Origin of the sequence: uncultured Nostoc sp. (assembly GCF_964247315.1) — a bacterium.
Taxonomy (GTDB): domain Bacteria; phylum Cyanobacteriota; class Cyanobacteriia; order Cyanobacteriales; family Nostocaceae; genus Nostoc.
In genome coordinates, this window is sequence record NZ_CAXTTT010000035.1 from 26,766 (window position 1) to 48,646 (window position 21,881).

At 41.6% G+C, this 21,881-nt stretch carries 21 protein-coding genes; 9 read left to right on the top strand and 12 right to left on the bottom strand.

Features of this window, described 5'->3' with window-relative positions; all coding sequences use genetic code 11:
- Positions 1-313: 313 nt before the first annotated feature.
- Entirely contained in the window at positions 314-1,108 is a 795-nt protein-coding gene (locus ACFE93_RS12740; RefSeq protein WP_375473634.1) for a DUF2993 domain-containing protein, read from the top strand.
- Between the two features lie 193 nt (positions 1,109-1,301).
- On the opposite strand, the gene ACFE93_RS12745 is transcribed toward ACFE93_RS12740, so the two are convergent.
- The 8 genes from ACFE93_RS12745 to ACFE93_RS12780 all read right to left on the bottom strand — a co-directional run bounded on the left by ACFE93_RS12745 (position 1,302) and on the right by ACFE93_RS12780 (position 10,904).
- Positions 1,302-2,693, bottom strand: a complete 1,392-nt coding sequence (locus ACFE93_RS12745) for a UDP-glucose dehydrogenase family protein (RefSeq protein WP_375473635.1) — start codon at positions 2,691-2,693, stop codon at positions 1,302-1,304.
- A 149-nt stretch (positions 2,694-2,842) separates the two neighbouring features.
- On the bottom strand, positions 2,843-3,793 hold the full coding sequence (locus tag ACFE93_RS12750) for a UDP-glucuronic acid decarboxylase family protein (RefSeq protein WP_375473636.1): 951 nt from the start codon (positions 3,791-3,793) through the stop codon (positions 2,843-2,845).
- A 470-nt stretch (positions 3,794-4,263) separates the two neighbouring features.
- Positions 4,264-6,402, bottom strand: coding sequence for a cation:proton antiporter (locus ACFE93_RS12755; protein ID WP_375473637.1), 2,139 nt, complete (start codon positions 6,400-6,402; stop codon positions 4,264-4,266).
- 145 nt (positions 6,403-6,547) lie between these two features.
- A complete protein-coding gene (locus ACFE93_RS12760; RefSeq protein WP_375473638.1) occupies positions 6,548-7,204 on the bottom strand; it encodes an HAS-barrel domain-containing protein in 657 nt (218 codons plus the stop codon).
- Between the two features lie 133 nt (positions 7,205-7,337).
- A complete protein-coding gene (locus ACFE93_RS12765) occupies positions 7,338-7,535 on the bottom strand; it encodes an NAD(P)H dehydrogenase subunit NdhS (RefSeq protein ID WP_100898602.1) in 198 nt (65 codons plus the stop codon).
- 81 nt (positions 7,536-7,616) lie between these two features.
- Positions 7,617-8,930 carry a rod shape-determining protein RodA gene (rodA, locus tag ACFE93_RS12770; protein WP_375473639.1) on the bottom strand — a complete coding sequence of 438 codons (1,314 nt, stop codon included), beginning with the start codon at positions 8,928-8,930 and terminating at the stop codon, positions 7,617-7,619.
- A 160-nt stretch (positions 8,931-9,090) separates the two neighbouring features.
- Positions 9,091-10,161, bottom strand: a complete 1,071-nt coding sequence (locus ACFE93_RS12775; protein ID WP_375473640.1) for an Mrp/NBP35 family ATP-binding protein — start codon at positions 10,159-10,161, stop codon at positions 9,091-9,093.
- Between the two features lie 218 nt (positions 10,162-10,379).
- Positions 10,380-10,904 (bottom strand): SRPBCC family protein, encoded by a 525-nt coding sequence (locus ACFE93_RS12780; RefSeq protein ID WP_375473641.1) that lies wholly within the window; start codon positions 10,902-10,904, stop codon positions 10,380-10,382.
- Between the two features lie 454 nt (positions 10,905-11,358).
- Here ACFE93_RS12780 and hemF point away from each other — a divergent pair, with 454 nt between their 5' ends.
- Both hemF and ACFE93_RS12790 read left to right on the top strand, forming a co-directional pair.
- On the top strand, positions 11,359-12,399 hold the full coding sequence (gene hemF, locus ACFE93_RS12785) for an oxygen-dependent coproporphyrinogen oxidase (RefSeq protein ID WP_375473642.1): 1,041 nt from the start codon (positions 11,359-11,361) through the stop codon (positions 12,397-12,399).
- A 255-nt stretch (positions 12,400-12,654) separates the two neighbouring features.
- Positions 12,655-13,023, top strand: a complete 369-nt coding sequence (locus tag ACFE93_RS12790; RefSeq protein WP_012411454.1) for an STAS domain-containing protein — start codon at positions 12,655-12,657, stop codon at positions 13,021-13,023.
- 221 nt (positions 13,024-13,244) lie between these two features.
- Here the strand turns inward: ACFE93_RS12790 and ACFE93_RS12795 are convergent, their stop codons facing one another.
- Positions 13,245-13,850, bottom strand: coding sequence for a chromophore lyase CpcT/CpeT (locus ACFE93_RS12795; RefSeq protein WP_375473643.1), 606 nt, complete (start codon positions 13,848-13,850; stop codon positions 13,245-13,247).
- A gap of 208 nt (positions 13,851-14,058) precedes the next feature.
- Here ACFE93_RS12795 and psb29 point away from each other — a divergent pair, with 208 nt between their 5' ends.
- Positions 14,059-14,766 carry a photosystem II biogenesis protein Psp29 gene (psb29, locus tag ACFE93_RS12800; protein ID WP_375473644.1) on the top strand — a complete coding sequence of 236 codons (708 nt, stop codon included), beginning with the start codon at positions 14,059-14,061 and terminating at the stop codon, positions 14,764-14,766.
- 75 nt (positions 14,767-14,841) lie between these two features.
- Here psb29 and ACFE93_RS12805 read toward each other — a convergent pair whose 3' ends face one another.
- The 3 genes from ACFE93_RS12805 to ACFE93_RS12815 form a co-directional block, all read right to left on the bottom strand.
- Positions 14,842-15,204 carry a phage holin family protein gene (locus tag ACFE93_RS12805; RefSeq protein WP_289798955.1) on the bottom strand — a complete coding sequence of 121 codons (363 nt, stop codon included), beginning with the start codon at positions 15,202-15,204 and terminating at the stop codon, positions 14,842-14,844.
- A gap of 351 nt (positions 15,205-15,555) precedes the next feature.
- Positions 15,556-16,212: a biopolymer transporter ExbD gene (locus ACFE93_RS12810; protein WP_375473645.1), complete on the bottom strand. Its 657-nt coding sequence runs from the start codon at positions 16,210-16,212 to the stop codon at positions 15,556-15,558.
- Positions 16,213-16,267: 55 nt separating this feature from the next.
- Positions 16,268-16,996, bottom strand: coding sequence for a MotA/TolQ/ExbB proton channel family protein (locus ACFE93_RS12815; protein WP_375473646.1), 729 nt, complete (start codon positions 16,994-16,996; stop codon positions 16,268-16,270).
- Positions 16,997-17,392: 396 nt separating this feature from the next.
- On the opposite strand from ACFE93_RS12815, the gene trmB reads away from it, so the two are divergent.
- The 5 genes from trmB to ACFE93_RS12840 all read left to right on the top strand — a co-directional run bounded on the left by trmB (position 17,393) and on the right by ACFE93_RS12840 (position 21,855).
- Entirely contained in the window at positions 17,393-18,040 is a 648-nt protein-coding gene (gene trmB / locus ACFE93_RS12820; RefSeq protein WP_375473647.1) for a tRNA (guanosine(46)-N7)-methyltransferase TrmB, read from the top strand.
- 428 nt (positions 18,041-18,468) lie between these two features.
- The gene (locus ACFE93_RS12825; protein ID WP_375473648.1) at positions 18,469-18,693 is read left to right on the top strand and encodes a hypothetical protein; all 225 of its coding nucleotides are present in this window, start codon (positions 18,469-18,471) and stop codon (positions 18,691-18,693) included.
- Positions 18,694-18,825: 132 nt separating this feature from the next.
- Positions 18,826-19,263: a nitrogen fixation protein gene (locus ACFE93_RS12830; RefSeq protein WP_375473649.1), complete on the top strand. Its 438-nt coding sequence runs from the start codon at positions 18,826-18,828 to the stop codon at positions 19,261-19,263.
- A 310-nt stretch (positions 19,264-19,573) separates the two neighbouring features.
- Positions 19,574-20,731, top strand: a complete 1,158-nt coding sequence (locus tag ACFE93_RS12835; RefSeq protein ID WP_375473650.1) for a phosphotransferase family protein — start codon at positions 19,574-19,576, stop codon at positions 20,729-20,731.
- 26 nt (positions 20,732-20,757) lie between these two features.
- Entirely contained in the window at positions 20,758-21,855 is a 1,098-nt protein-coding gene (locus ACFE93_RS12840) for a T3SS effector HopA1 family protein (protein ID WP_375473651.1), read from the top strand.
- Positions 21,856-21,881: the final 26 nt, after the last annotated feature.

Below are 21,881 nucleotides of genomic sequence, written 5' to 3' on the forward strand. Positions count from 1 at the left end.
CAAGCGAATGATACCTAATGAGCTAGGTTTGATTTCGCTGTGTCATTGTCAGCGGTGCTAAAAAGCTTACAAATAACCTTATTCAAGTATTCCCTTCTCTAAGTTACTGGTAACACTTTTTACAGAAATTCTTGGAAGATATCTACAGCTAAAACTACTATGCAGGAGTTAATAAAGTAATATTTAATACAAAAAATAGTAATCATCAGCCATCCTATACCTACCCATCAGCACAATTAATCACGGGATCGCTTGCTGTATTCTTCACAGTTTGTTACAAAAGTACAAAGAACTTCTAGAGACCCAAAACCACATGTTCGGCGGACTTACTGGTTTACAAGATCCTAAAGGCACAGATTGGGGAGAGCGAATGCTCAACACAGTCGCTAGCCAAACGATTCGCCACCTGTTTAGCATGAGCGAGTCAGTAGAAGTCTTTGTGCGCTGCTACCCCTCCAGCAAGCTCTTGCAAGGCAGCATTGATAGCTTCAAAATGAGCGGTCGTGGCTTGGTGATTCGGAAAGATTTCGCGGTTGAGGAGATGTCTTTTGAAACTGATGCGGTTGCCATTGACTTCGGCTCGGTTTTAAAGGGCAAACTCAGTCTGAAGCAACCCACTCAAGCGATTGCTCAAGTAATCTTATCAGAAGCAGGCATCAACCAAGCCTTTAATGCGGAACTGGTGAAAAAGCGCCTGCTTAACCTCACCGTACCATCATTGACAGCATTATCTGGCGGAGAACCAGTCTCCTTTACGGAAGTTCAGGTACAGCTATTACCTGAAAATCGGTTGCAGCTTGTAGCAAAAGCAGATTTAAACAATGGCGAACTTGTACCCCTGAGCATGATCCTAACTATAGGCATTGAAAGGCGGCGGCGAGTTTCTTTCAAAGATCCAAAAATCGAACTTGACCAAGTACCAGAAGCACAACGCGAAATCTCGCAAACCTTGAGCGTGGCGCTAGCAGAAATTTTAGATAATATGGTTGATCTCGATCGTTTTGACCTTGATGGAGTGAAAATGCGGCTCAACCGATTAGAAACTGAAGGTCAAAAACTTATTTTCAGTGGATATGCTGAAATTGAACGTATTCCAAATAGCGCTTAATGCAAGATTACACGCAAATAATCAAAGTAAAGTGAAACTTTAAACAAATTAAACTACCGCCTAGATGATTCTAGACGGTAGTTTAATTTTTAGGTTTTGAAGGGAGTTAGGAGTTATTAATTACTAAGTTGTAATTAATTTTTATTATCATTCTTAACTCCTGTACAGACGCGATTAATCGCGTCTGTACTTTCTATCTTCCCACACCTACATATTGGAATCCAGCGCGTATCATTGCTTCGGGGTCGAGGAAGTTACGACCGTCGATGATAACGGGGTGGGCCATCAATTTTGCCATCTTCACATAGTCGAGAGTGCTGAACTGCTGCCATTCGGTGACAAGTACTAAGGCGTCACAGCCGTCAGCTAGTCTTTCGGCATCGGTTTCTACTAGCACGCCAGAAAGCCCATGACGTAGACCTGTTTGGGAAACAATGGGGTCGTAGGCTTTTACTTTGGCTCCCAGTCGGTTTAGCTGCTCAATTAGGTTGAGTGCTGGGGCGTCACGCAAATCGTCGGTATCGGGCTTGAAGGTCAGTCCGAGTAGTCCGACTGTTTTGCCTTTAAGAATTTTCAGAACTTGTTGGAGTTTTTCCAAAGCAATCAATCGCTGGCGTTCGTTGACACTGACAGCAGATTTCAGTAGCTGGGCTTCATAACCATAGTCATCAGCAGTGTGAATCAGTGCGGAGACATCTTTGGGGAAACAAGAACCACCCCAACCAATACCAGCTTGTAAAAACTTGTTACCAATGCGAGAATCTAGACCGATACCTCTGGCTACTTGAGTAACATCAGCACCGACGCGATCGCAAATATTAGCAACTTCGTTAATAAAACTAATCTTAGTGGCTAAAAAGGCATTAGCGGCGTATTTAATCATCTCCGCCGAACTGAGGTCTGTTGCTAAAATTGGCACAGGAGGAAGAGATTGATCGGCAGCGAACTTGCGTTCAACAATTGGGCCATACAGTTGTTGCATCAATGCTACAGCTCTTTGACTATTGCCCCCTAATACAATGCGATCGGGGTTGAAGGTGTCGTAAACTGCTGAACCTTCTCGCAAAAACTCTGGATTGCTGACTACATCAAATTCGGCTGCAAACTCAGATAATTTATCATCACTCGGCACTCCACCTGCGGGTATGAGTGTTTTCTGCCGCTCTGCAACACCATCCAGAATAAGCATCCGCACCCAGTCACCTGAGCCAATGGGTACTGTAGATTTATTTACTATGACTTTATAACCACCGTTGAGATTTTCCCCAATCCCACGGGCTACAGCTTCAACATAACGAGTATCACTTTCACCAGTGGGTAAAGGTGGCGTTCCCACAGCAATAAACAGAATTTCTCCATGAGAAACGCCAGCAGCAAGATCACTAGTAAAATGAATCTTCTCTGCTTGAATGGCTGACTGCATAATTTCTGAGAGTCCCGGCTCAAAAATTGGAGACTGCCCAGACTTCATTAACTTAACTTTTTCTTCGTTGTTGTCTACGCAAATTACATCATGCCCAATATGAGCCAAGCAAGCACCTGTAACTAAACCAACGTAACCAGTACCAATAACGCAAACACGCATTTATTTAACTCCTCACTTTTTTGGGGTTAATTTTCAAAAAGAAGTTCTCAATTTTACACTTACACACTTAAGAAAACTCAGTAACTAACATAGACTAGCTACCAATCGGATTAGCCTGGATGAAAATTTAGAGCGACGTTAGAGGCCACTCAGCTGGTTGAATTATTGGCATCGCTTTGAATGCGATCGCGAAAATCTTCTATTGTCAGTTTTAAACCTTCTTGCAGAGGAATGGTAGGTTCCCAATTTAACCAAGTTTTTGCCTTTGTGATATCAGGCTGGCGACGTCGGGGATCGTCCGAAGGTAGTGCCTCGAACTTAATCTGCGCGTCTGGATTGATCATATTTTGCACAGTTTGTGCCAATTGTAAAATCGTGTATTCACCAGGATTGCCCAGATTGACTGGGCCAATGTAGTCGCTATTCATTAGGCGGATGAATCCTTCTACCAAATCAGAAACGTAGCAGAAACTACGAGTTTGCGAACCATCACCGTACACAGTTAAAGGATTACCCTGCAAGGCTTGAACTATAAAGTTGCTCACTACCCGACCATCATTTTCTAACATTCTCGGCCCGTAGGTGTTGAATATCCGAACAACTCGAATATCAACTTTATTTTGCCTGTAGTAATCAAATGCTAGAGTCTCAGCAATTCTTTTACCTTCGTCGTAGCATGAACGTATTCCAATGGGATTGACGCTACCTCTATACTCTTCAGTTTGGGGATGAACTTCTGGATCTCCGTATACTTCGCTAGTGGAAGCTAAGAAAAACCTTGCTTTCACACGTTTAGCTAGCCCCAACATATTCAGTGTTCCCATCACGTTAGTTTTAACGGTTTTAACTGGGTTGTACTGGTAATGTACTGGTGAAGCAGGACAAGCTAAATGATAAATTTGATCCACTTCTAACCGAATTGGTTCGGTAATATCGTGGCGGATCAATTCAAAGTACGGATGGCCTAACCATTTCAGAATGTTGCGTTTATGACCAGTGTAAAAATTATCCAAGCATATTAATTCATGCCCAGCAGCCATTAGTCGGTCGATGAGATGGGAACCAATAAACCCAGCACCGCCCGTAACCAAAATTCTCATAGTTTCCCAGTTACTTACAAATATTTTCAGTAGCTATTGCACTTACTTTTAGATTACCCACCTTGGGTACAAAAATACAAAACAAAAAAAAAAGAACAAGGCTCAATCAAAAAGTATTGTTGAACTTACCTATTTTTTCACAGTTGTAGTTTTGTTATATTTTTACCTGTTTTCTTAAGAATTAAATTAGCAAAATAACAAAAATTGTTTAAAAATTGTTTATTGTTTAGCCGATCTTTATCAAATCTTCAAACATATAAAGTATTTTTACGGTTATTAAGGTTTTAGTTGGATACAACAAGTTAGTTGAGATCGTGGTGACACTCATGCTACAAGTAGATGCAAATAATACAGATGTATATCTCTACAGCCAATTCATTTATTGCTAAGATTTTTGGAAATGTGATACCTCTAGTGGACTACGCTAACGCAGCCCAAGTCCACTTACTTGAACTGTATTCTGCCTTACATCATACAGCAGATGTAATGCTGCTAACCGTGGTAGACATAATTAAATTTGTGGTTTGAGTGCGTTGCGGTTCTCCAAGCATGATAATTGAGCAGGTGAGTTGTCTGGCTAACTGGGTTGTGACATCGCTAATGGCTAACCCTCCAGGACTGGTACGATTACGTATAAAAGGTAAAACTACTAAATCATATAATCTTGCTGCCTGCAAAATTGCTTGGGCAACATTTTCGTGAGCGATGATTTGAATTTCTGGGGCATTGGCCAAAACCAATTTAGATACCAATAGGGAGAGATGCGATCGCCTCCAAGCAATTTTACTCGAACTAGTGCGGCGATCGCACACATTCAGCACAGTAATGTGGCTCTGATTTGCCTCGGCTAGGATCTGGGCAAATTGTACAGGTTGTAATATCGGTGCTGTTAAGTTTTCTATTGGTACTAAGATCCGCTGAATTTTTTTCGGTGATTCTACTAGACGTGTCACTGCTACTGGACAATGGGATGCCCAAAGCACACCATCAATCACATTCCCAAATAAACGCGCTCGTAACCCAGTCCGTTTACCCCAACCCATAACAATTAAATTAGCCTTTTGTTCGCGAGCCGCTCTGCTAATTCCTTGAGCAAAGGCATCATCAATTCGCAGCACTGGTTCTGCAGCTACACCCAAGGCTCGACTTTGTGTCGTGGCTTTATTCAATAACCACTCACTCCGTTGTAGAGACGCTTCTAACTGGGGCGCATCCATGTGAGCAGCAGCAGTAGCGATCGCTAGGGGTATAATTTTGCCCTGAGACTGACGCGCTAATAACGTCGCCATTTCAATCAAATACTGCTGGGTCTGAGGATTATATACAGGCACGACTATAGTAAAAGCACTGTTTGTTTCTGATGCGTTCTCCTCAGATAGAGGTGGTACTGGATCTTCGGCTGGCGGGGAATTCAAACCAACAGCTATTCGACTGGTCATCAACGGTCCCAAGGTTGATGTGACGAGCATTAAGACAATCACACTGTGTAATACTTCTAGTGGCAGCAACCCAGCCCGATATCCCACTAACGTTGCTGCTAACGTTGTACCAACTTGGGGAAGTGAGAGCGACCACATCGTTAGAATTTCTTGCCATTTATAGTGGTAAACCAGTTTTGTCAACAAAGCTGCAATCAATTTACTGACAATCAAACCAACTACGATCAACAGTGTTAACTTGAGCGTGTTCAAATTGTTCGCAAAGGTGGGTAAATCTATCAGTAAACCAAGGTCTACAAAGAAAATGGGAATGAACAGCACACTGCCAATAAATACCACCTTTTCTTTGACAGGGCCTTCACCCACAGCTTCATTCACTGCCAAACCCGCTAAAAAAGCACCAACAATTTTTTCTACCCCAATCAATTGAGCGCCCATAGCTGCCAGAAACACAGAAAGCAACACAAACAAAAACTTGTTTCCTTCATCGTCTCCAGACCGCTTGAAAAATTCTTTGCCTGCCCAATCAAAGCCTGTAACAACAGCAACAGAGTAAATAGTTAACCAACCTGACAAGGTGAGTAGTTTAGCAAAGCTGAATACTCCGGCATGAACGACAGCTACACAAACGGCTAATATCAGTACTGCACCAATGTTTGTAAAAATCGTAGCTCCAATGGTGACAGTAACAGCTTCATTGTTTACTACTCCCAAACGGCTGATTATGGGATATGCCAAAAGGGTATAGGAAGTGAATAAAGAGCCAATTAAGATCGAAGTATTCCAGCCATAGCCTAAAATCAACCCTATCAAGGTTCCGATGAGCAGGGGAACACTGAAAGTCAAGCTAGCAAACCCAAAGGCACGACTTTTTTTCCGGCGAAACTGTTCTAGATCGACTTCTAGTCCGGCGACAAACAGCAAATAAATTAACCCAATGTCTGATAGTAGGTTAATCATCGGTGAGTCAGACTGAAAAAGATTCCAACCTGAAGGTCCAAGCACTAGCCCTGAGAAAACCAAACCCACTAATCCTGGTAATCTTAGCCGCTCAAATATGATCGGTATAACTAAGATGACCGCCAGTAAAATAGCAAAGGGAACAATTGGTTCTTTGCCAAGAACTTGGGAAGTTGGTTCCAGAACAAGAACTTGTGATATTAGTTCCATATATAGAAATTGAAGGGGCTATGGTAAAACAGCGATTACCTTGGGGGCGATCGCCCGATCAATATGAATAAATAGAGAAGCCACCTGACGAAAAATCAAAAATTTTAATTTACACTAACTAGGCAATTATTTAAGAATTAACTACCTACGGGTGGATTTGACTCAAAATGAACCGTAAGCGATCGTAGTCATCTTTAAGTAAAACACTTAAGCTACGTCCAGCTTTAATTAGCCATTCTCGCTCAGCTTTGCGTAACTGGTATACATCTCGAATGGCAGCTGCGGTTAAAGACTCTATTGGCGCACCATTTATACAAAGTAGTGTGCGTAAAAAATCTAGTTCTTCAGTAAATTTAACGATAGCTTCTGGTTCACATTGATAAACAGCTTGATGAATTTGCGGGGGACGGGGTGGAAGATACTGATATACTCTTTGGTTATAACTTTGATTTTGCGAAGATAGTTCAAATCCGACGATCGCAGCTCGGAATTCTGTGCGAAGCATAGCAAATATTTGGGGTTGTTCCTCCCGTAAGTCTTGCAAGGACAACCCCAACGCTCTCGCCCGATGGACAGAATCTATCGGCATAGTCGTGGCATAATACACTACAGCATAAATTTTATTGCCAGATTCTTCATCTACAGAACAGACCCAACTACCAAAGGGTGGCATGGAGGGAAAGCTTAAATCTTCCGGTTCCAAACACTGAGCTAAGAATTCAGTACTGGTAGTTTCAATTACCTCTGCAATATGATTGGGATGGCGATTGCCAGTGGCAAACTGTGGTAGGGGGAGGCGCATAGTAATTTAGTCATTGGTCATTGGTGAGCCAGTGCGGTCTTGGGGGTTTCCCCATGAGCAACTGGCGAACCCGAAGGGTCATTAGTCATTAGTTTTTGCCAAATGACAACGGACAAATGACTAATGACTAATCTTATTTGGCTTTTTTACGTCCGGCGGTGGTCTCTACGAGTTCCAATTCGCTCAGGCGGAAGGTAACTAATTTATCCCAGTTACCACCCTCAAATAATACGGCTACTTTGCCATCAGTAAGTCGTTGCACGAGTCCTTCGTAGCGATAATAAGTATCTGCGGGATTCTTGACGCGAACAGTTGCTCCAGGCAGAATCATGTTTATAGCCTCGCTTGTTTCCTTTTAATAGCTTAATACTTGTCATTAGTCATTTGCCCTTGGAGAAGTGTAAATGACGAATCAATAATACTTCTGCCTTTGGCGAAAATTTGCTACTGATTCTACTATTCCCAAGGAAATGAAGTTGGTTAGCATCGCAGAACGCCCATAACTCATCCAAGGTAAGGGAATTCCTGCCACAGGCGCTAAACCTACAGTCATGCCAACGTTCACAATCACCTGAAACACAATCATCGACAAAACGCCAATAGCCAACAAGGAACCAAAGTTATCTTTGGCGGTTTGGGCAATATGTAGTAGGCGCAAGCAAATTAAGCAGAAAACAAATAGCACTACCAAACAACCAACAAAACCAAATTCTTCTCCCACTGCTGAGAAAATAAAGTCTGTATGCTGTTCGGGTACGAAATTCAGTTGCGTCATTGGCCCCTTGAACAGACCCCATCCCCATATCTCACCAGCACCAATAGCAATGCGAGATTGAATTAAATGATATCCAGCACCGAGTGGATCGTGATCGGGATTCATGAATACAGTTAGTCGGTCTTTTTGATACTCTTTCAAAACATGGTTCCAGGCGAAGACTCCTAATTCGCCACCCAGTATATTGAAAGTCCACGCACCGATAGCACCTAAACCAAATCGACGCCAAGGAAGAGTTTGCCAGCCCATAATAGCCATCACAACTGACCAAATTAGTCCTAATGGGCCAAAAGATAGTTCTTTGAATAAAACTATTGGCTCTGTTAAAGGCCAAGATATACTAAACAAAATGGCGGCAACCACCGGAGAAATCATCAGAATTAACCAGCCTGGGTTAGCATTTGCCCAGTAAAGCATTCCTAAGACGATCGCACCAAATACCAGTGATGTTGCTAAATCTGGCTGTAAAAATACCAATCCCCAAGGTATAGCGGTAATTGCTAAAACGCGGAAAATACCTTCGAGGCTAGAAGCAGTCCGTCTGTGTAGCAAAGCTGCTAAGGTGACGATCATGCCGATTTTGGCAAATTCTGAGGGTTGCACGTTAAAGCCGCCGATACTAATCCACCGCTGTGCCCCTTTGGCGCTAGTACCAGCAATCATCACGGCGATTAAACTGAAGTTAGTTAACGAATAAGTTACCCAGTGCCACTGCATCAACAGTTCGTAACGGATGCGAGATAAAAACAGGGCTATAAGCACACCGATACCCGCTACCATCCAGTGCCACCACCAGTCAGTCACTGGTTGCTTAAGTTCCGTACTGAGAATCATTAGGCCGCCAAAGATACTGACAGCAATCGGCAAACAAAAAAGTAGCCAATCTACATGCTGCCAGGGCTTAACCCAAGACTTCCAGCGAATTTTGGGGAGCGATCGTTTTAACAACATTGTGCTAGTTTAGACTTTAGCTTTAATTGTTGGGAATTGGGAATTGGGAATTAGTCAATAATCAATAGTTATTCTTCCCCAACTTTCCTAATCCCTAACATCCAGTCCCTAGTATTCCCAAGCTATAGCCCAGGAAGTAGATAGAAATTAAAATTTATAATTATGTCAGGGCAGCAACTGATACTTTACCAGCAATGGTAAGAGCGATCGCTGTTAATGCTTTTGCTGAAGCTGAATCTGGGTCGCCAACAACTATCGGCACACCGCTGTCACCACCAACTCGTGTGGAAATCTCTAGCGGCACGCACCCCAACAGTGGTACTCCCAATTCAGCAGCTGTTTTGGAGCCACCACCTGAACCAAAGATGTCATATTGCTTATCTGGTCGATCGGGGGGAATAAAATAGCTCATATTTTCCACGATCCCCAATACCGGAACATTCATCTGCTGGAACATCCGCAATCCCTTGCGAGAATCTAACAGGGCTACGTTTTGTGGCGTGGTGACAATTACTGCCCCTGCCATTGGTACTGCTTGAGTTAAAGTTAACTGAGCATCTCCGGTTCCCGGTGGCATATCTACAATCAAATAATCCAGTTCTCCCCATTGCACTTGATAGAGAAACTGGCGAATTACACCATTGAGCATAGGCCCCCGCCAAATTACTGGTTGATCTCGGTCAATCAAAAAGCCCATTGAAACTAATTTGACGCCGTGATTAAAAGCAGGTTCCAGGATTTCACCTGTTTCAGTGGAACGCACAGTAATTTGAGCATCAGACAAACCCAGCATGGTGGGGTCATTGGGGCCATAAATATCAGCATCTAACAAGCCGACTTTCGCCCCAGTTTGGGCTAAAGCCACTGCTACATTCACTGCCACTGTACTTTTACCAACACCACCTTTGCCGCTGGAAACAGCAATGATATTTTTGACTCCAGAAATACCAGTGCGGTCAGGTAAACTTTTTTGTTGCGGTGTTTCTGCCGTCACTTCTATTTTGACATCTGTAACGCCTGGGAGTTTTTTGACAGCTTTTTGACAGTCTTCGACAATAAATTCACGTAAAGGACAGGCAGGAGTGGTTAACACTAAAGTGAAACTAACCTTACCACCATCAATTTTTACGTTGCGAATCATATTCAGTTCTACCAGACTTTTGCGGAGTTCTGGGTCTTCTACTGGTCGCAAAACTTCTAAGACAGAGTGGGAATCGAGGACATCGTACATAAAAATTCAAAATTCAAAATGAATAAATACACTTGTGGGGAACATCTTAGCTATTAACTGGATGCCTTCTTAAGTAAGGTCAGCTTAGTATTATCACTGTCACTGCCGTGATAAAACTTAACAAATTGCATTATTACCTAATTGAATCTTAACTTTCTTTGGGCATTGGTTATTCTTCTTGTCCCCCTTGTCTCCTCCAGTCTCCAATCATCCAGTACCTAAAAATCAAAACAACTATCATTAAGGGATTTTTTCTTAGCAGATACCCCTGATAATGCCGTCTTTTCTACTGCCTCGACTAAAGACCGTGCAACTCTGTCTGCATAAGGACGGGATAAAGACCAAATCAAGGGCGATAACCAACCCCGTAGTGTTACAGAATAAGATAAACAAGTACCACAAACCGTTGACTCTACTTGGTAAGTTACCCGTTCTTCTATTCCAGGAATCGCCATCACTCGGATACTCAGCATCTCTCTGGGATTGACACGTTCCACAAAAATTCTGATGGGAATTGGCGAAAAGCGTGTTACAGCTTGAAAAATCAATCCTGGTTTGGGTACTAATCCGCGGGGGACATTAGTACTCTTAAGTTGTGGATGCCAGGAAACATCTGTTAAGTCAACCACTTTTTGCCACAGTTCATCTACAGAAGCAGAACTAATCTCTCGATATGTCCACACCAGAGAAGCACAAAACCGACGACGTTTGCGGCGGATGAATTTGGATAACCAACCTTGCATTTTCCTAATCCTCCTCCTAGATACTTTCTGGTAACTCTGGTATGGTGTGCAACTACGTTTACCTTTAACCCTTAAATTAAAACTTTCTCAAAAATACCCTAAACATAGCAAGCCTCGATTAGATACAGCCTTTAACAGCTGATATCAGCAATATGGCAAAGAAGTTCTGAGTCAACCAGTCAAATCTTTGATACCTCAAGCTTAAGACTAAAATTGAGTCTTTATACCAAAATATTCCAATTAAGAATTTCAAAAAAAACTAATTCAATATACAAGCCTATACGCATTTGAGGGAAAATAACTCTAGTGATGCCCATCAATCGTATAAATGCTTAACCAGTAAGAAAAAAACGGGTTGGGTAAATAGAGCTTGATTGTTGGTGCGTGTTTCCCCCAAATTTGAAAATGAAAAATTTGTGGCTTTCTGGAAATTGTAATTTAGGTTCGGGAATGTATGTTGACCAACTCGCAAATACCAACTGTAGAAGCAGAATCATCCAAGTCTTTGCCAGCAGCTGACGCTCAGACTAGGGTCAGTCAGTTTATGAAACAACTGCAAGACGAAATTACCGAATCATTGGCAAAACTAGATGGTGTGGCTAAGTTTAATGAAGATAGTTGGGAACGCCCAGAAGGAGGTGGAGGGCGATCGCGCGTGCTGCGAGATGGTGCAATATTTGAACAAGCAGGTGTAAACTTTTCTGAAGTTCAGGGTTCCCATTTGCCACCCTCAATTTTAACCCAACGCCCGGAAGCAACAGGGCATGGCTTTTATGCTACAGGCACTTCACTGGTATTACACCCTCAAAATCCTTATGTGCCCACAGTGCATCTAAATTATCGCTACTTTGAAGCGGGCCCAGTGTGGTGGTTTGGTGGTGGTATTGACTTGACACCTTATTACCCGTTTGCTGAAGATGCGGCATATTTACACAAAACATTAAAGCAGGCTTGCGATCAACACCACCCAGAGTATTACCCAGTGTTTAAGAAGTGGTGTGATGAATATTTCTACCTGAAGCATCGTGATGAGACACGGGGTGTTGGCGGTCTATTTTTTGATTACCAAGATGGCCAAGGTGCTTTATATCGCGGGCCAAATCCCAACGGGGAAGCGGCTATTTATAGCAACCAAGTGGGAACACCAGCAACCCGAAATTGGGAAGATTTGTTTGGCTTTGTACAAGGCTGTGGCAGAGCATTTTTACCAGCCTACGTACCAATTGTAGAACGGCGACATGGGATCGAGTATGGCGATCGCCAACGGAATTTTCAACTCTACCGCCGAGGACGGTATGTAGAATTTAACTTAGTTTATGACAGAGGTACCATTTTTGGTCTGCAAACCAACGGACGCACCGAATCAATTCTTATGTCCCTACCTCCCTTAGTGCGCTGGGAATACGGCTATCAACCAGAACCTAATTCCCCCGAAGCCGAGTTGTATAAAACTTTCCTTAAACCTCAAGATTGGATCAACTGGACAGCAGATTGAATAAGGCATTGGGCGTTGGGCATTGGGCATTGGTTATTAATTCTTTAGCCCTCCCTTCCTCATCTCCCTATGTCCCATGCCCCATACCCTATTCCCCATGCCCTATTCTTTACTATTTTGGTGAGTTAAACTACTAAAGTTAAGCACTTAGCCGAAAAAGGTGACAAATTTAGCTATAGCTTGTTAATCTCATGACAGCATTAGAAAATTCTGTCACCAGTTAATCATAAAAGGAATGCCACGGGGAGGGCTTTAGTGATTCATATAGACCAAAAAACTTATACAACCCAAGACGGAAACACTGTTATCGTCTTGACACCAGCAGGCCGTCTGGATATCACCACTGCTTGGCAATTTCGCCTGAAGTTACAAGAGTGTATTTCCAAACTCAGTCGCCATGTAGTTGTAAATCTGGCCCAGGTTAATTTTATTGATAGTTCTGGCCTCACGTCTTTGGTAGCTGGAATGCGTGATGCTGATAAAGTCAAGGGCAGTTTCCGCATCTGCAATGTACATCCAGAAGCCAAACTCGTGTTTGAAGTGACGATGATGGATACTGTTTTTGAAATCTTTGAAACAGAAGAGGAAGCTTTAGAAGGTGTACCGCGTAGCATTGCTAGCTAAAAAAGAGTTAGAAGTTAAGAGTAGAGACGCGATTAATCGCGTCTGTACAGGAGTTAATTCATAACTCAATAACTCATAACTTTATCAAAAAAGTAAAGGTTCAAAACCTCGCCTGCAAGTGGCGCGAAAAAATCCTTGTATCTCAAGGTAGGTAAAAACCCCACCCCTTGTGGGTGGCTGAGTTTAATTGCGAATTGCGAATTGCGAATTGCGAATTGGATTTATCTTATTGAATACTGATTTCGCTTCGTGTAGCGATAAGGCCCCATAATCGCTCCCCAGGTTGCTTTTCCAGTTGCGGGATCAATTCCTTTGTCGTAGCTGTGAAATTCTGTCGCTGTAGCTGCAAAACCTAAAGAAACATGGACGCTATTGCCAAGATAAGTAAAGCTGCAACGAGTCTCTGGTAGCGGTGTAGTAGCAAACTTATAGCGATCTGGGGCTAGTTTATCTTGAGTCACTGCTAGGATACAACCTGGTAGTAAATCTAATTTTTCGGGTGTGAGTGTGTTTAGTAGAGCAGGGTTATTACCTGCGCCTTTTAATGCATCTGGATCTTGAGGCATATAATATTGTACTTCCACAGTTGGGTCAGAGTCGCTGCTTTGACGCAACCGGATAATTCGTTGGCGGTAGGGTTGATCTAGGGTAATAACATTAGCCTGTTCGGCAAATAAGGTGATGCTATCTTCTGTGAACAGATTAACTGGTCTTTGCCACAGGCACAGGTGGACATACCAAACTGGTTCTCCTATGGCTTGTTCTTGATTATCAAATTCACCAGCTAGATACTCACCTAAAGCAATTAACTGTGGCGATAAGTTCATAAGTACAATAAATAAATCATCAAGGATAATAATTTTTGGCTATTTTTCAGGAGAAAAGGTCTTATTTGCTGTAGCTGCCAGCTTATAAAATACTTCTGGTGTGTATATATTGTAAATGAAACCGTCACCCGCTAAAAGCTCAACTTGGCAAAGTAGCCTTTAAGCGAGAAAATAAAGATACGTCGCCCTTAACATTTCTTTTTTCTTTGTGAATAACGTCCGTACAGTCTCTGATACAAAGCGAACTTTCTATAATCTTCACACCCGTCCGATCAACACTATTTATCGTCGGGTAGTAGAAGAATTGATGGTGGAAATGCATCTGCTGTCAGTAAATATCGATTTTAGCTACAATCCAATTTATGCCTTGGGTGTCGTCACTACTTTTGACCGCTTCATGGAAGGCTATCAACCAGAACGGGATCAAGAATCAATTTTTAACGCCTTATGTCAGGCTATAGAACAAGATCCGCAACAATATCGACAGGATGCCCAGAGATTGCAAACCGTAGTTAAAGGTTTGCCAGTTAAAGATTTAATTGCGTGGCTGGGCCAAACTACTTACTTAGATAGAGATGCTGACTTGCAAGCAAACCTGCAAGTGATCGCCAACAATCCTAACTTTAAATACAACCGTCTGTTCGCAATTGGTGTATTTTCGTTATTAGAACACTCAGATCCGGAATTAGTCAAAGACGAAAAGCAACTCACTGAGGCGCTGAAAGCGATCGCTGCTGGCTTGCACCTCTCTGATGACAAACTCAACAAGGATTTGGAGCTATACCGTTCTAACCTAGACAAAATGGCGCAAGCGCTAGTGGTGATGGCAGATATCCTCTCAGCCGATCGCAAAAAACGCGAGCAACGTAAACAACAATCAACTATCCCAGTTGCTCCCCCAAGTTCCAACGAATAGTTACAATTTGGCAGTGATGAATTAGGAGTTATGAGTAAGGAATTGTTAATAACTCCTAACTCCTAACTCTTAGCTTTAGACACCCAATATTTTGTAGATTAAGCTGTTAATTATAGTCAGTGTAAATGCCCCAATAACAGCACTCCAAATCCCGTAACGCAAGCGAAAGCCCTCTACTAACCAAGCAGCAATACTAAAACAAACCACGGCAATCATAAATGTGAAAATGCCAGATAATAAGTCCAATGTTAGTAGATTTGGTACTGCAAAAATGAGGCTTAAAATCGGTCTGACTATTGCCGTCACAATACCAAGCACTGCGGCAGAAAGAAACGCTTTACCAGGAGTATCAATTTCAACTCCCAAAGGCAACTTACTAATTATCAACAAACTGATAGCTGTTACGACCCAAACAATTAAAAGCGTCACGATATTCATGCCACAACCCCTGATATTAATTAGTAATTTGTAATTAGGACACACTGAAAAACGCTTGATATAAGCGCTTTTCAATCTGTTAACCTATTTGGACATCCTTCCCCAATTTGGTATGAAATGTGGATGGTAATTGGTGATGAATTGCTCAGTTTATAGGTGGAAAAATCTTTAAAGCTCAACCAATTATTTGTAAATTAGCACCTTTTTTTCTCTAGCCAAGATTTATTCTAGATATCTTTAGGTTTTGGAAAAGGCTTGAAGGGGGAATGGGGAGTGATGAGTGGGGGACAAAGGAGACAAGGGGAATAACCCATGCCCAATGCCCTATCTCCAATTCCCCATTTCCCTATCTCATCTTTTAAGAGGAGGTTGGGTTTTTTTGGGTGCTACAGGCGCTTGAGGCGCTGGTGAGTTAGGAACCACGGGAGAAATACCAGGAGTGATGCTAGGAAAGGGTACAGAATTAGGTGCTAAGGGGAATTTTGGGGTAATATTTCCTTCGGGATTAATGCCTGGAAGTGGTGCAGCACCAGGATTGATTGGGAAAGAGGGGACAGTAGGCTGGTTAGGCGAGTTTATAGATGGTTGAGATGGGCCGGGAATAATTCCCAAAGAAACGCGATCGCCCCCTACTTGTCGTAGCAAATCCAATGTCTCAATCACATCGTTGTAAGTTGCTGTGCGCGAAGCATTCAGCACGACAACGGCATTAGGGTTTGCTTGGAGATACTGTTTTAAACTCTGTCTCAAATCCTCCCGTTTTACTGGTTGTTTTTCTATGTAAGTATTGCCCACAGCATCGATGGTCACAATCACACTTCCACTCTGTGATGTTATTCCAGAGATTGAACTGGGGCTGGCTTTAGGCAAATCAACATTTATTGCCTGTTGCCGTGTAAATTGTAAAGCCGCTAATAAAAAAAATGTCAAGATACAAAAAACAACATCAATTAAAGGGATGATTTGAATTTGGACTTCTTCAATTGGAGTATGTAGATTAACTTTCATGTCTCACTCTCAAGCCTGGTTCAGGGGTTGAATTATTGACTATTAATATTGACTATTAATTAGGTGTATTCGGGGGTTCGGGAGGTTCAGAAACTCTAGTCTTTCCTGGTTTGCGGGGTGGAGTGAAATTTTCTGGCACAATTGCTGATGTCCTATTGCTAAAGTCAGGAGGAGACTGGCGATAAAGCAATTCCATCTCATTCCCTGCCTTGCGAAAAACTTTAACTTGGTTGACTACAAAACTTTGAAATAGGCGGTAAAATACCAAACTAATGATGGCAACTATTAGCCCACTTGCCGTACTAATTAAGGATTCACCAATACCAGTAGTCACGCCAGCGGTAGATTCAGTTCCCAAATCACCAATCCGAATTGAGCGCAGAGAGTGGATTAAACCCAAAACCGTGCCCAACAATCCTAGCAACGGCGCTAGAGCAATCACGGCTTCTAAAAGTTTTTCGCCCCGCCGCATCCCAGCTAATTCGTCTTCTGCCGTAGCCTCTAGTGCTAGTCGAAAGGTTTCCGTATCACTTTTCGCTAAACGTAGAGGGGCGTACAGAAAACGCCCGACAGGCTGATGGCTTGCTTGTCTTGCCATGTCCGCAGCTACTTCCCAATTATCCTGGGCAGCATCCAGGATGCGATTGACTATTTGCTTTTCCTGAGTCAACATTCGCAACCAGAACCACAAACGCTCGAAAATCACACTCAAAGCCAGAATCGATAGAACTAGCAATGGCCACATTGCTGGCCCACCCTTATAAAACAAATCTAAAATATCCACTGTTTAAGTTTCCTCCCTCCACGACTAAAGCAAATGTGTTAAGGCATTTTAATTCTAGAGATTAATGCAAAATGAGGGTCTTCCAAAATATAAATTTCTCGATAACCTAAAAAAACAGTGCAAGGATGACGTATTTGACTGAGACTGTTATACAAACTTGCTGCTGGGTAGGCAATTGAATGATAAAGCAGTAATTTTTGGCATACTTTTGCTAGACTTCCTTGTAATACCAATTTGAAAAGAGAATGCAATACATAGATAAGACCCCACCCAACCCTTCCCAAAGCTTGAGGGAGGGTGCGCGTCAGTGAAGATGGGGTGTCAAGTCGCAAACATTTTTTGAATTGATATAACCTGAATCACCACAGGATATTTTCACGTAAAGGAGAAAAAATTTTGGCAGCAGTCCGAGTCCGCCAGCATGTTAATCCACTTGGTAAAAAGTATCAAACACCAGCAAGTCCCCAAGACTGGGAAAAAATTTATGCCAAGCCAAATCAACCACTACATTTAGATATTGGCTGTGCGAAGGGACTGTTTTTGTTGAATATGTCCAAGATAGAACCTAACTGGAATTTTCTCGGCTTGGAAATTCGGGAACCGTTGGTGGTGGAGGCGAATAAGTTACGTTCTGAGTTAGGTTTAACAAACCTGCACTATTTATTTTGCAATGTGAATAACTCACTGCACCCGCTTTTATCTTTCCTCCCTCCAGGAAGTTTACAACGCGTTACAATTCAATTCCCCGATCCTTGGTTTAAAACCCGCCATGCTAAACGCCGTGTAGTCCAACCAGAACTAGTGGCAGACTTAGCTAATTATCTTGCGGTTGGGGGGTTGGTATTTCTGCAATCAGATATGGAATTTGTTGCTGTGGAAATGCGCGATCGCTTTGCTGCTCACCCAGCTTTTCAGAAAGTTGGTGCAGGAGAATGGTTGGCTGAAAACCCCCTACCAGTGCCCACAGAACGCGAAATAGGTACACAAAAAAAGGGTGAACCTGTTTATCGGGTTTTATTTGAAAGGGTGAAAAGTACTGATTAGAGATGTTTATAATATCAACTCTGTTCCCTAATTCTGAATTTGAAGTTTTCTCGATCAGCCTGAAAACTATTTAATAATATTACTTAAGTCTTACTTGTTATATTGTCATTAAACATTGCCCAGGATTGGAAAAATTTTTGGGACATAAATGTTTTATTAAAGCCAAAAAGTTAATTAAATATTGTCTGATAATTGCTGCAAAAGTTTGCTGCTGAAGTAATTGATATATAACCTTTATCAATGAATAGTTATTAATGAAAAATTTTGAATTATTGTTTAGTGACATAAAAGGTTTATTTATGTCTGCTTATAAATTTTCAAAACATAGTTAAATCATTATTATCATGCTTAAAATATAGACAGATTAGGTAATTACAGTACTTAGTAATTTAGCCTATACCTAGTTATATGTTCAGAAAAGAAACACAATGGAAAGAAATAAAAAGAATTCAGATATTCAATTGAACATTAGTAATCTGATTGATAATGCTGTTAACAATGCAGTAGCACGAAGGAACCTAGTTGAGGATTCAGAAGATACTTTGCTAACTCTGTCTGATGAAGAAATGGCAAAGGTTGCAGGTGGTTTAGTTCTTTTAGAACCAATTATTTGCGGAGGATTGACTCCACCTATCTTACCAGATTTGATCTGATTTAAGTTAATAGTCAGTATTAAACTCTTGAACATTTAATTTGCTTATTTAGGTTGATGGAGAGGAGTTTGATCCGAAACTAACTGTACATCTCCATCAGCTTAAAAATACAATTTACTACAGGTTCAATTTATGGAAGATATCGCTACAGAAAAGACTACACTTTGCCCTAGTGCTAGACCAGAATGGCAGGACAGTGTTGTTTTTGGCGTCGTTGGTGGCACAGTCACAGAACCCCGTGTAGCTTATCTTAAGCAGCCACAAGCTGTTACAGATGAACTGATAGCAAAGGCTAGTCCAGTAACACCCACTGAAATTTTTCGGACGGCTGCACCCTGTGCAACTAAAAGTTGTCAACATTTTGATGGCAAAGATTGTCGTCTGGCAATGCGAGTTGCAGAAAATTTGCCGGCGGTAGTAGAAGAACTACCACCTTGTTCCATACGCCGAGATTGCCGATGGTGGCAACAAGAAGGTAAGGCAGCTTGTATGCGTTGTCCGCAAGTTATTACAGATAATTACAATCATTCTGAATTATTAGTTAAAGTGGCGACACCAACTGTTCGCTAAACGAAGCTATAAAGTTTATTTAAGTAATTTAGGGAGAATATCATGTTAATAAGCATTTATCAGAAACATTTCACAAGTCAAATTGAAATTACGAACTTGATTGAAGAAGCTGTTGTGAATGCATCGGTAAGACGAAAACAAACTTTAGATTTGTAATTTTTATACCGTAGACATTTGATTAATTTGGAATGGGTGGTTTGTTGACGCCGTGCGGTACTAGTTTTAAGAACCCTTGCATAAACAGCCTGTGGTAGTAATTCAACTACCAGAGTTTTCTATACATCAAAATTGGTTGATACATTTAAAAATTATGACATTTCTCTTAAACTCTCATAATGTTGTCGATTATTTAGTTGAACAGGGATTATGTAATCAGTCCGAGCAATTACCCATTAAGGTAGAAATAGTTGCAGCTAAAAACTTTAATTTATTAGCTACTTTACCAGGCGATCGCAAACTTCTAGTAAAACAAGAACGACACAATCAGGAAGGGAAAGCGGCTGGTGAATTTTTAAGTGAGTGGCGAATTCAAGATTTTTTACAACGATTTCCAAATCTTGACAACTACCGCTTGTTTTTACCAGAGGTACTGCATTTTGATGCTGATAATTCTATTATTGTTTTCAGATATCTGGATGATTATCGAGATTTAAAGGATTTCTACACCAAGGAAAATAGCTTTCCTACAGAAATCGCTACTGCAATTGGTAATATTTTAGGGACTATCCATCGTGATACTTTCAACCGCCAAGAATATCAGGAATTCTTTTCTAAAAATTCAGATAATTTAATGGTTGATCAAGTATCACATTTAGTTCAGAGATTAGAACGGGTTGAACCGGAAATTTTTGGTTTAGTTCCTGGGGATGGGTTAAAGTTTTTTGCTCTATATCAACGTTATGATAGCTTGGGGCAGGCGATCGCAGAATTGGGTAATGCTATAACACCCTCTTGTCTGACACACAATGATTTGAAACTAAATAATATTCTTTTGTACAAGGATTGGCAGGATTCCAGTAACAATATTGTCCGGCTAATTGATTGGGAACGCTCGGCTTGGGGAGATCCAGCTTTTGATTTGGGAACACTTCTTGGCAGCTATGTACAAATCTGGCTGGGTAGCTTGGTTATCAGTAGTTCTTTGAGTATTGAAGAGTCTCTACGCTTGGCTATAACACCTTTAGAACTACTTCAGCCTTCAATTGGTACATTAACCCAAGCTTATTTAAACACTTTTCCAGAAATTCTAGAATATCGCCCTGATTTCTTGCAACGGGTGGTGCAATTTACAGGTTTTGCTTTAATTCAACATATTCAGGTGATGATTCAGTACCAAAAATCTTTTGGCAATATGGGGATTGCTATGCTTCAAGTTGCTAAGACGCTATTAAGCCGTCCTGTACAATCGATGCCAACAATTTTTGGTGCTGCTGTTGAATTAACTCACCTGAGTAGTTCTGTTGCTTAAATCATTTTGTTATTACTAAAGTAGTTATGCAATTATTAAATTCTCCTCAAACTCAGCTAGAGACTAGTTTAACTGAGCAATTACTAGATGTTCTGCAAGATATTGTTCGGAAAATTGAGATAAAATCTGATTTCTCCATCCACCATCCAGATTACAAACCCTTGGAATTACCATCTGAGGTAGTTGAACGTTTTCAGAAGATGCCAACCCAGATGCAACAGAAATATCTGAGTCTGCAATTGCGGAGTTTTCTTTACGGTATCTATTACAACGGTTCTATGCAAAGTACGTTGGCACTAGATGGGGAGGGAAATGGTTTGCCCCTAGATTTGGAAAATAATACTGTTTTAGGGGTAGATATGGGGTTTTATAAACGATTGCATGAAAGTAATTATGGAGAGGGCTACTTTGACTCTGGTTGGTCTGTTTTGAGAGAAGAAAGTGATGGCAGTTTAGCCGTGACTAAAGGCGGTTTGAGGCTGCATATTGAACGGAATAAGCATCTTCAACCTATTGAAATGGCAGCTATGGTAGGTGATTCTGTGGCTATCCAGATGCCAAAGAATCTGGTGCAAAATGGCTTTTACATGGCAGTTAGCAATGTCGTATCTAAAAGTCATGAAAATCTGGTACGGGTGTACTTTAACTTCAGCCCAGAAGGTGCAGTGGCAGTGATGAGTAGCCTGACGCGGCGGCTGAATGCCATTCCCATTTTCTTCCACTTTAAGGTGCTGTATAACCCAGATGACTACAAGCGTTACGATTCAGGGGTACTGTACTTTGAAAAAGGCAACTATGAAGCTGTCTGGCAAGTCCTTGAGGCTGTCTATGCAGAAAACCAATCGCATTTTCAGCCGGAGGTACCACTATTCACCATGCAACTTGCACCAGGGTTAGGGTTAGCAGAAGAACCAGACCAAAAGTTTGGGGTTCAAGAAAGCTTTGGGATGAATCGCTGTCAGATTGTGGCAAATGGGTTGCTGGAAGCTTGGTATCAAGGGGATAACTCAATTGAGGGGCGGATGAGGGCTATAATTGAGCAATTTTCTTCTTTGGGAATCGAATTGCAGCGTTCGTATCTTAATGCCAACTCTGAAGATATTTATACAATGCTAGATTTCTAAAATTTTCATTCCAAAGGAGACTCAAA

Bases quoted from the DNA above. Each gene is read 5' to 3' on its own strand.
- ACFE93_RS12840 (WP_375473651.1), top strand. From the start codon at position 20,758: ATGCAATTATTAAATTCTCCTCAAACTCAGCTAGAGACTAGTTTAACT.
- ACFE93_RS12750 (WP_375473636.1), bottom strand. From the start codon at position 3,793: ATGAGAATTTTGGTTACGGGCGGTGCTGGGTTTATTGGTTCCCATCTC.
- ACFE93_RS12835 (WP_375473650.1), top strand. From the start codon at position 19,574: ATGACATTTCTCTTAAACTCTCATAATGTTGTCGATTATTTAGTTGAA.
- ACFE93_RS12805 (WP_289798955.1), bottom strand. From the start codon at position 15,204: ATGAATATCGTGACGCTTTTAATTGTTTGGGTCGTAACAGCTATCAGT.
- ACFE93_RS12830 (WP_375473649.1), top strand. From the start codon at position 18,826: ATGGAAGATATCGCTACAGAAAAGACTACACTTTGCCCTAGTGCTAGA.
- ACFE93_RS12740 (WP_375473634.1), top strand. From the start codon at position 314: ATGTTCGGCGGACTTACTGGTTTACAAGATCCTAAAGGCACAGATTGG.
- ACFE93_RS12760 (WP_375473638.1), bottom strand. From the start codon at position 7,204: ATGCGCCTCCCCCTACCACAGTTTGCCACTGGCAATCGCCATCCCAAT.
- hemF (WP_375473642.1), top strand. From the start codon at position 11,359: ATGTTGACCAACTCGCAAATACCAACTGTAGAAGCAGAATCATCCAAG.
- rodA (WP_375473639.1), bottom strand. From the start codon at position 8,930: ATGTTGTTAAAACGATCGCTCCCCAAAATTCGCTGGAAGTCTTGGGTT.
- ACFE93_RS12780 (WP_375473641.1), bottom strand. From the start codon at position 10,904: ATGCAAGGTTGGTTATCCAAATTCATCCGCCGCAAACGTCGTCGGTTT.
- ACFE93_RS12765 (WP_100898602.1), bottom strand. From the start codon at position 7,535: ATGATTCTGCCTGGAGCAACTGTTCGCGTCAAGAATCCCGCAGATACT.
- ACFE93_RS12795 (WP_375473643.1), bottom strand. From the start codon at position 13,850: ATGAACTTATCGCCACAGTTAATTGCTTTAGGTGAGTATCTAGCTGGT.
- ACFE93_RS12775 (WP_375473640.1), bottom strand. From the start codon at position 10,161: ATGTACGATGTCCTCGATTCCCACTCTGTCTTAGAAGTTTTGCGACCA.
- ACFE93_RS12810 (WP_375473645.1), bottom strand. From the start codon at position 16,212: ATGAAAGTTAATCTACATACTCCAATTGAAGAAGTCCAAATTCAAATC.
- ACFE93_RS12755 (WP_375473637.1), bottom strand. From the start codon at position 6,402: ATGGAACTAATATCACAAGTTCTTGTTCTGGAACCAACTTCCCAAGTT.
- ACFE93_RS12825 (WP_375473648.1), top strand. From the start codon at position 18,469: ATGGAAAGAAATAAAAAGAATTCAGATATTCAATTGAACATTAGTAAT.
- ACFE93_RS12745 (WP_375473635.1), bottom strand. From the start codon at position 2,693: ATGCGTGTTTGCGTTATTGGTACTGGTTACGTTGGTTTAGTTACAGGT.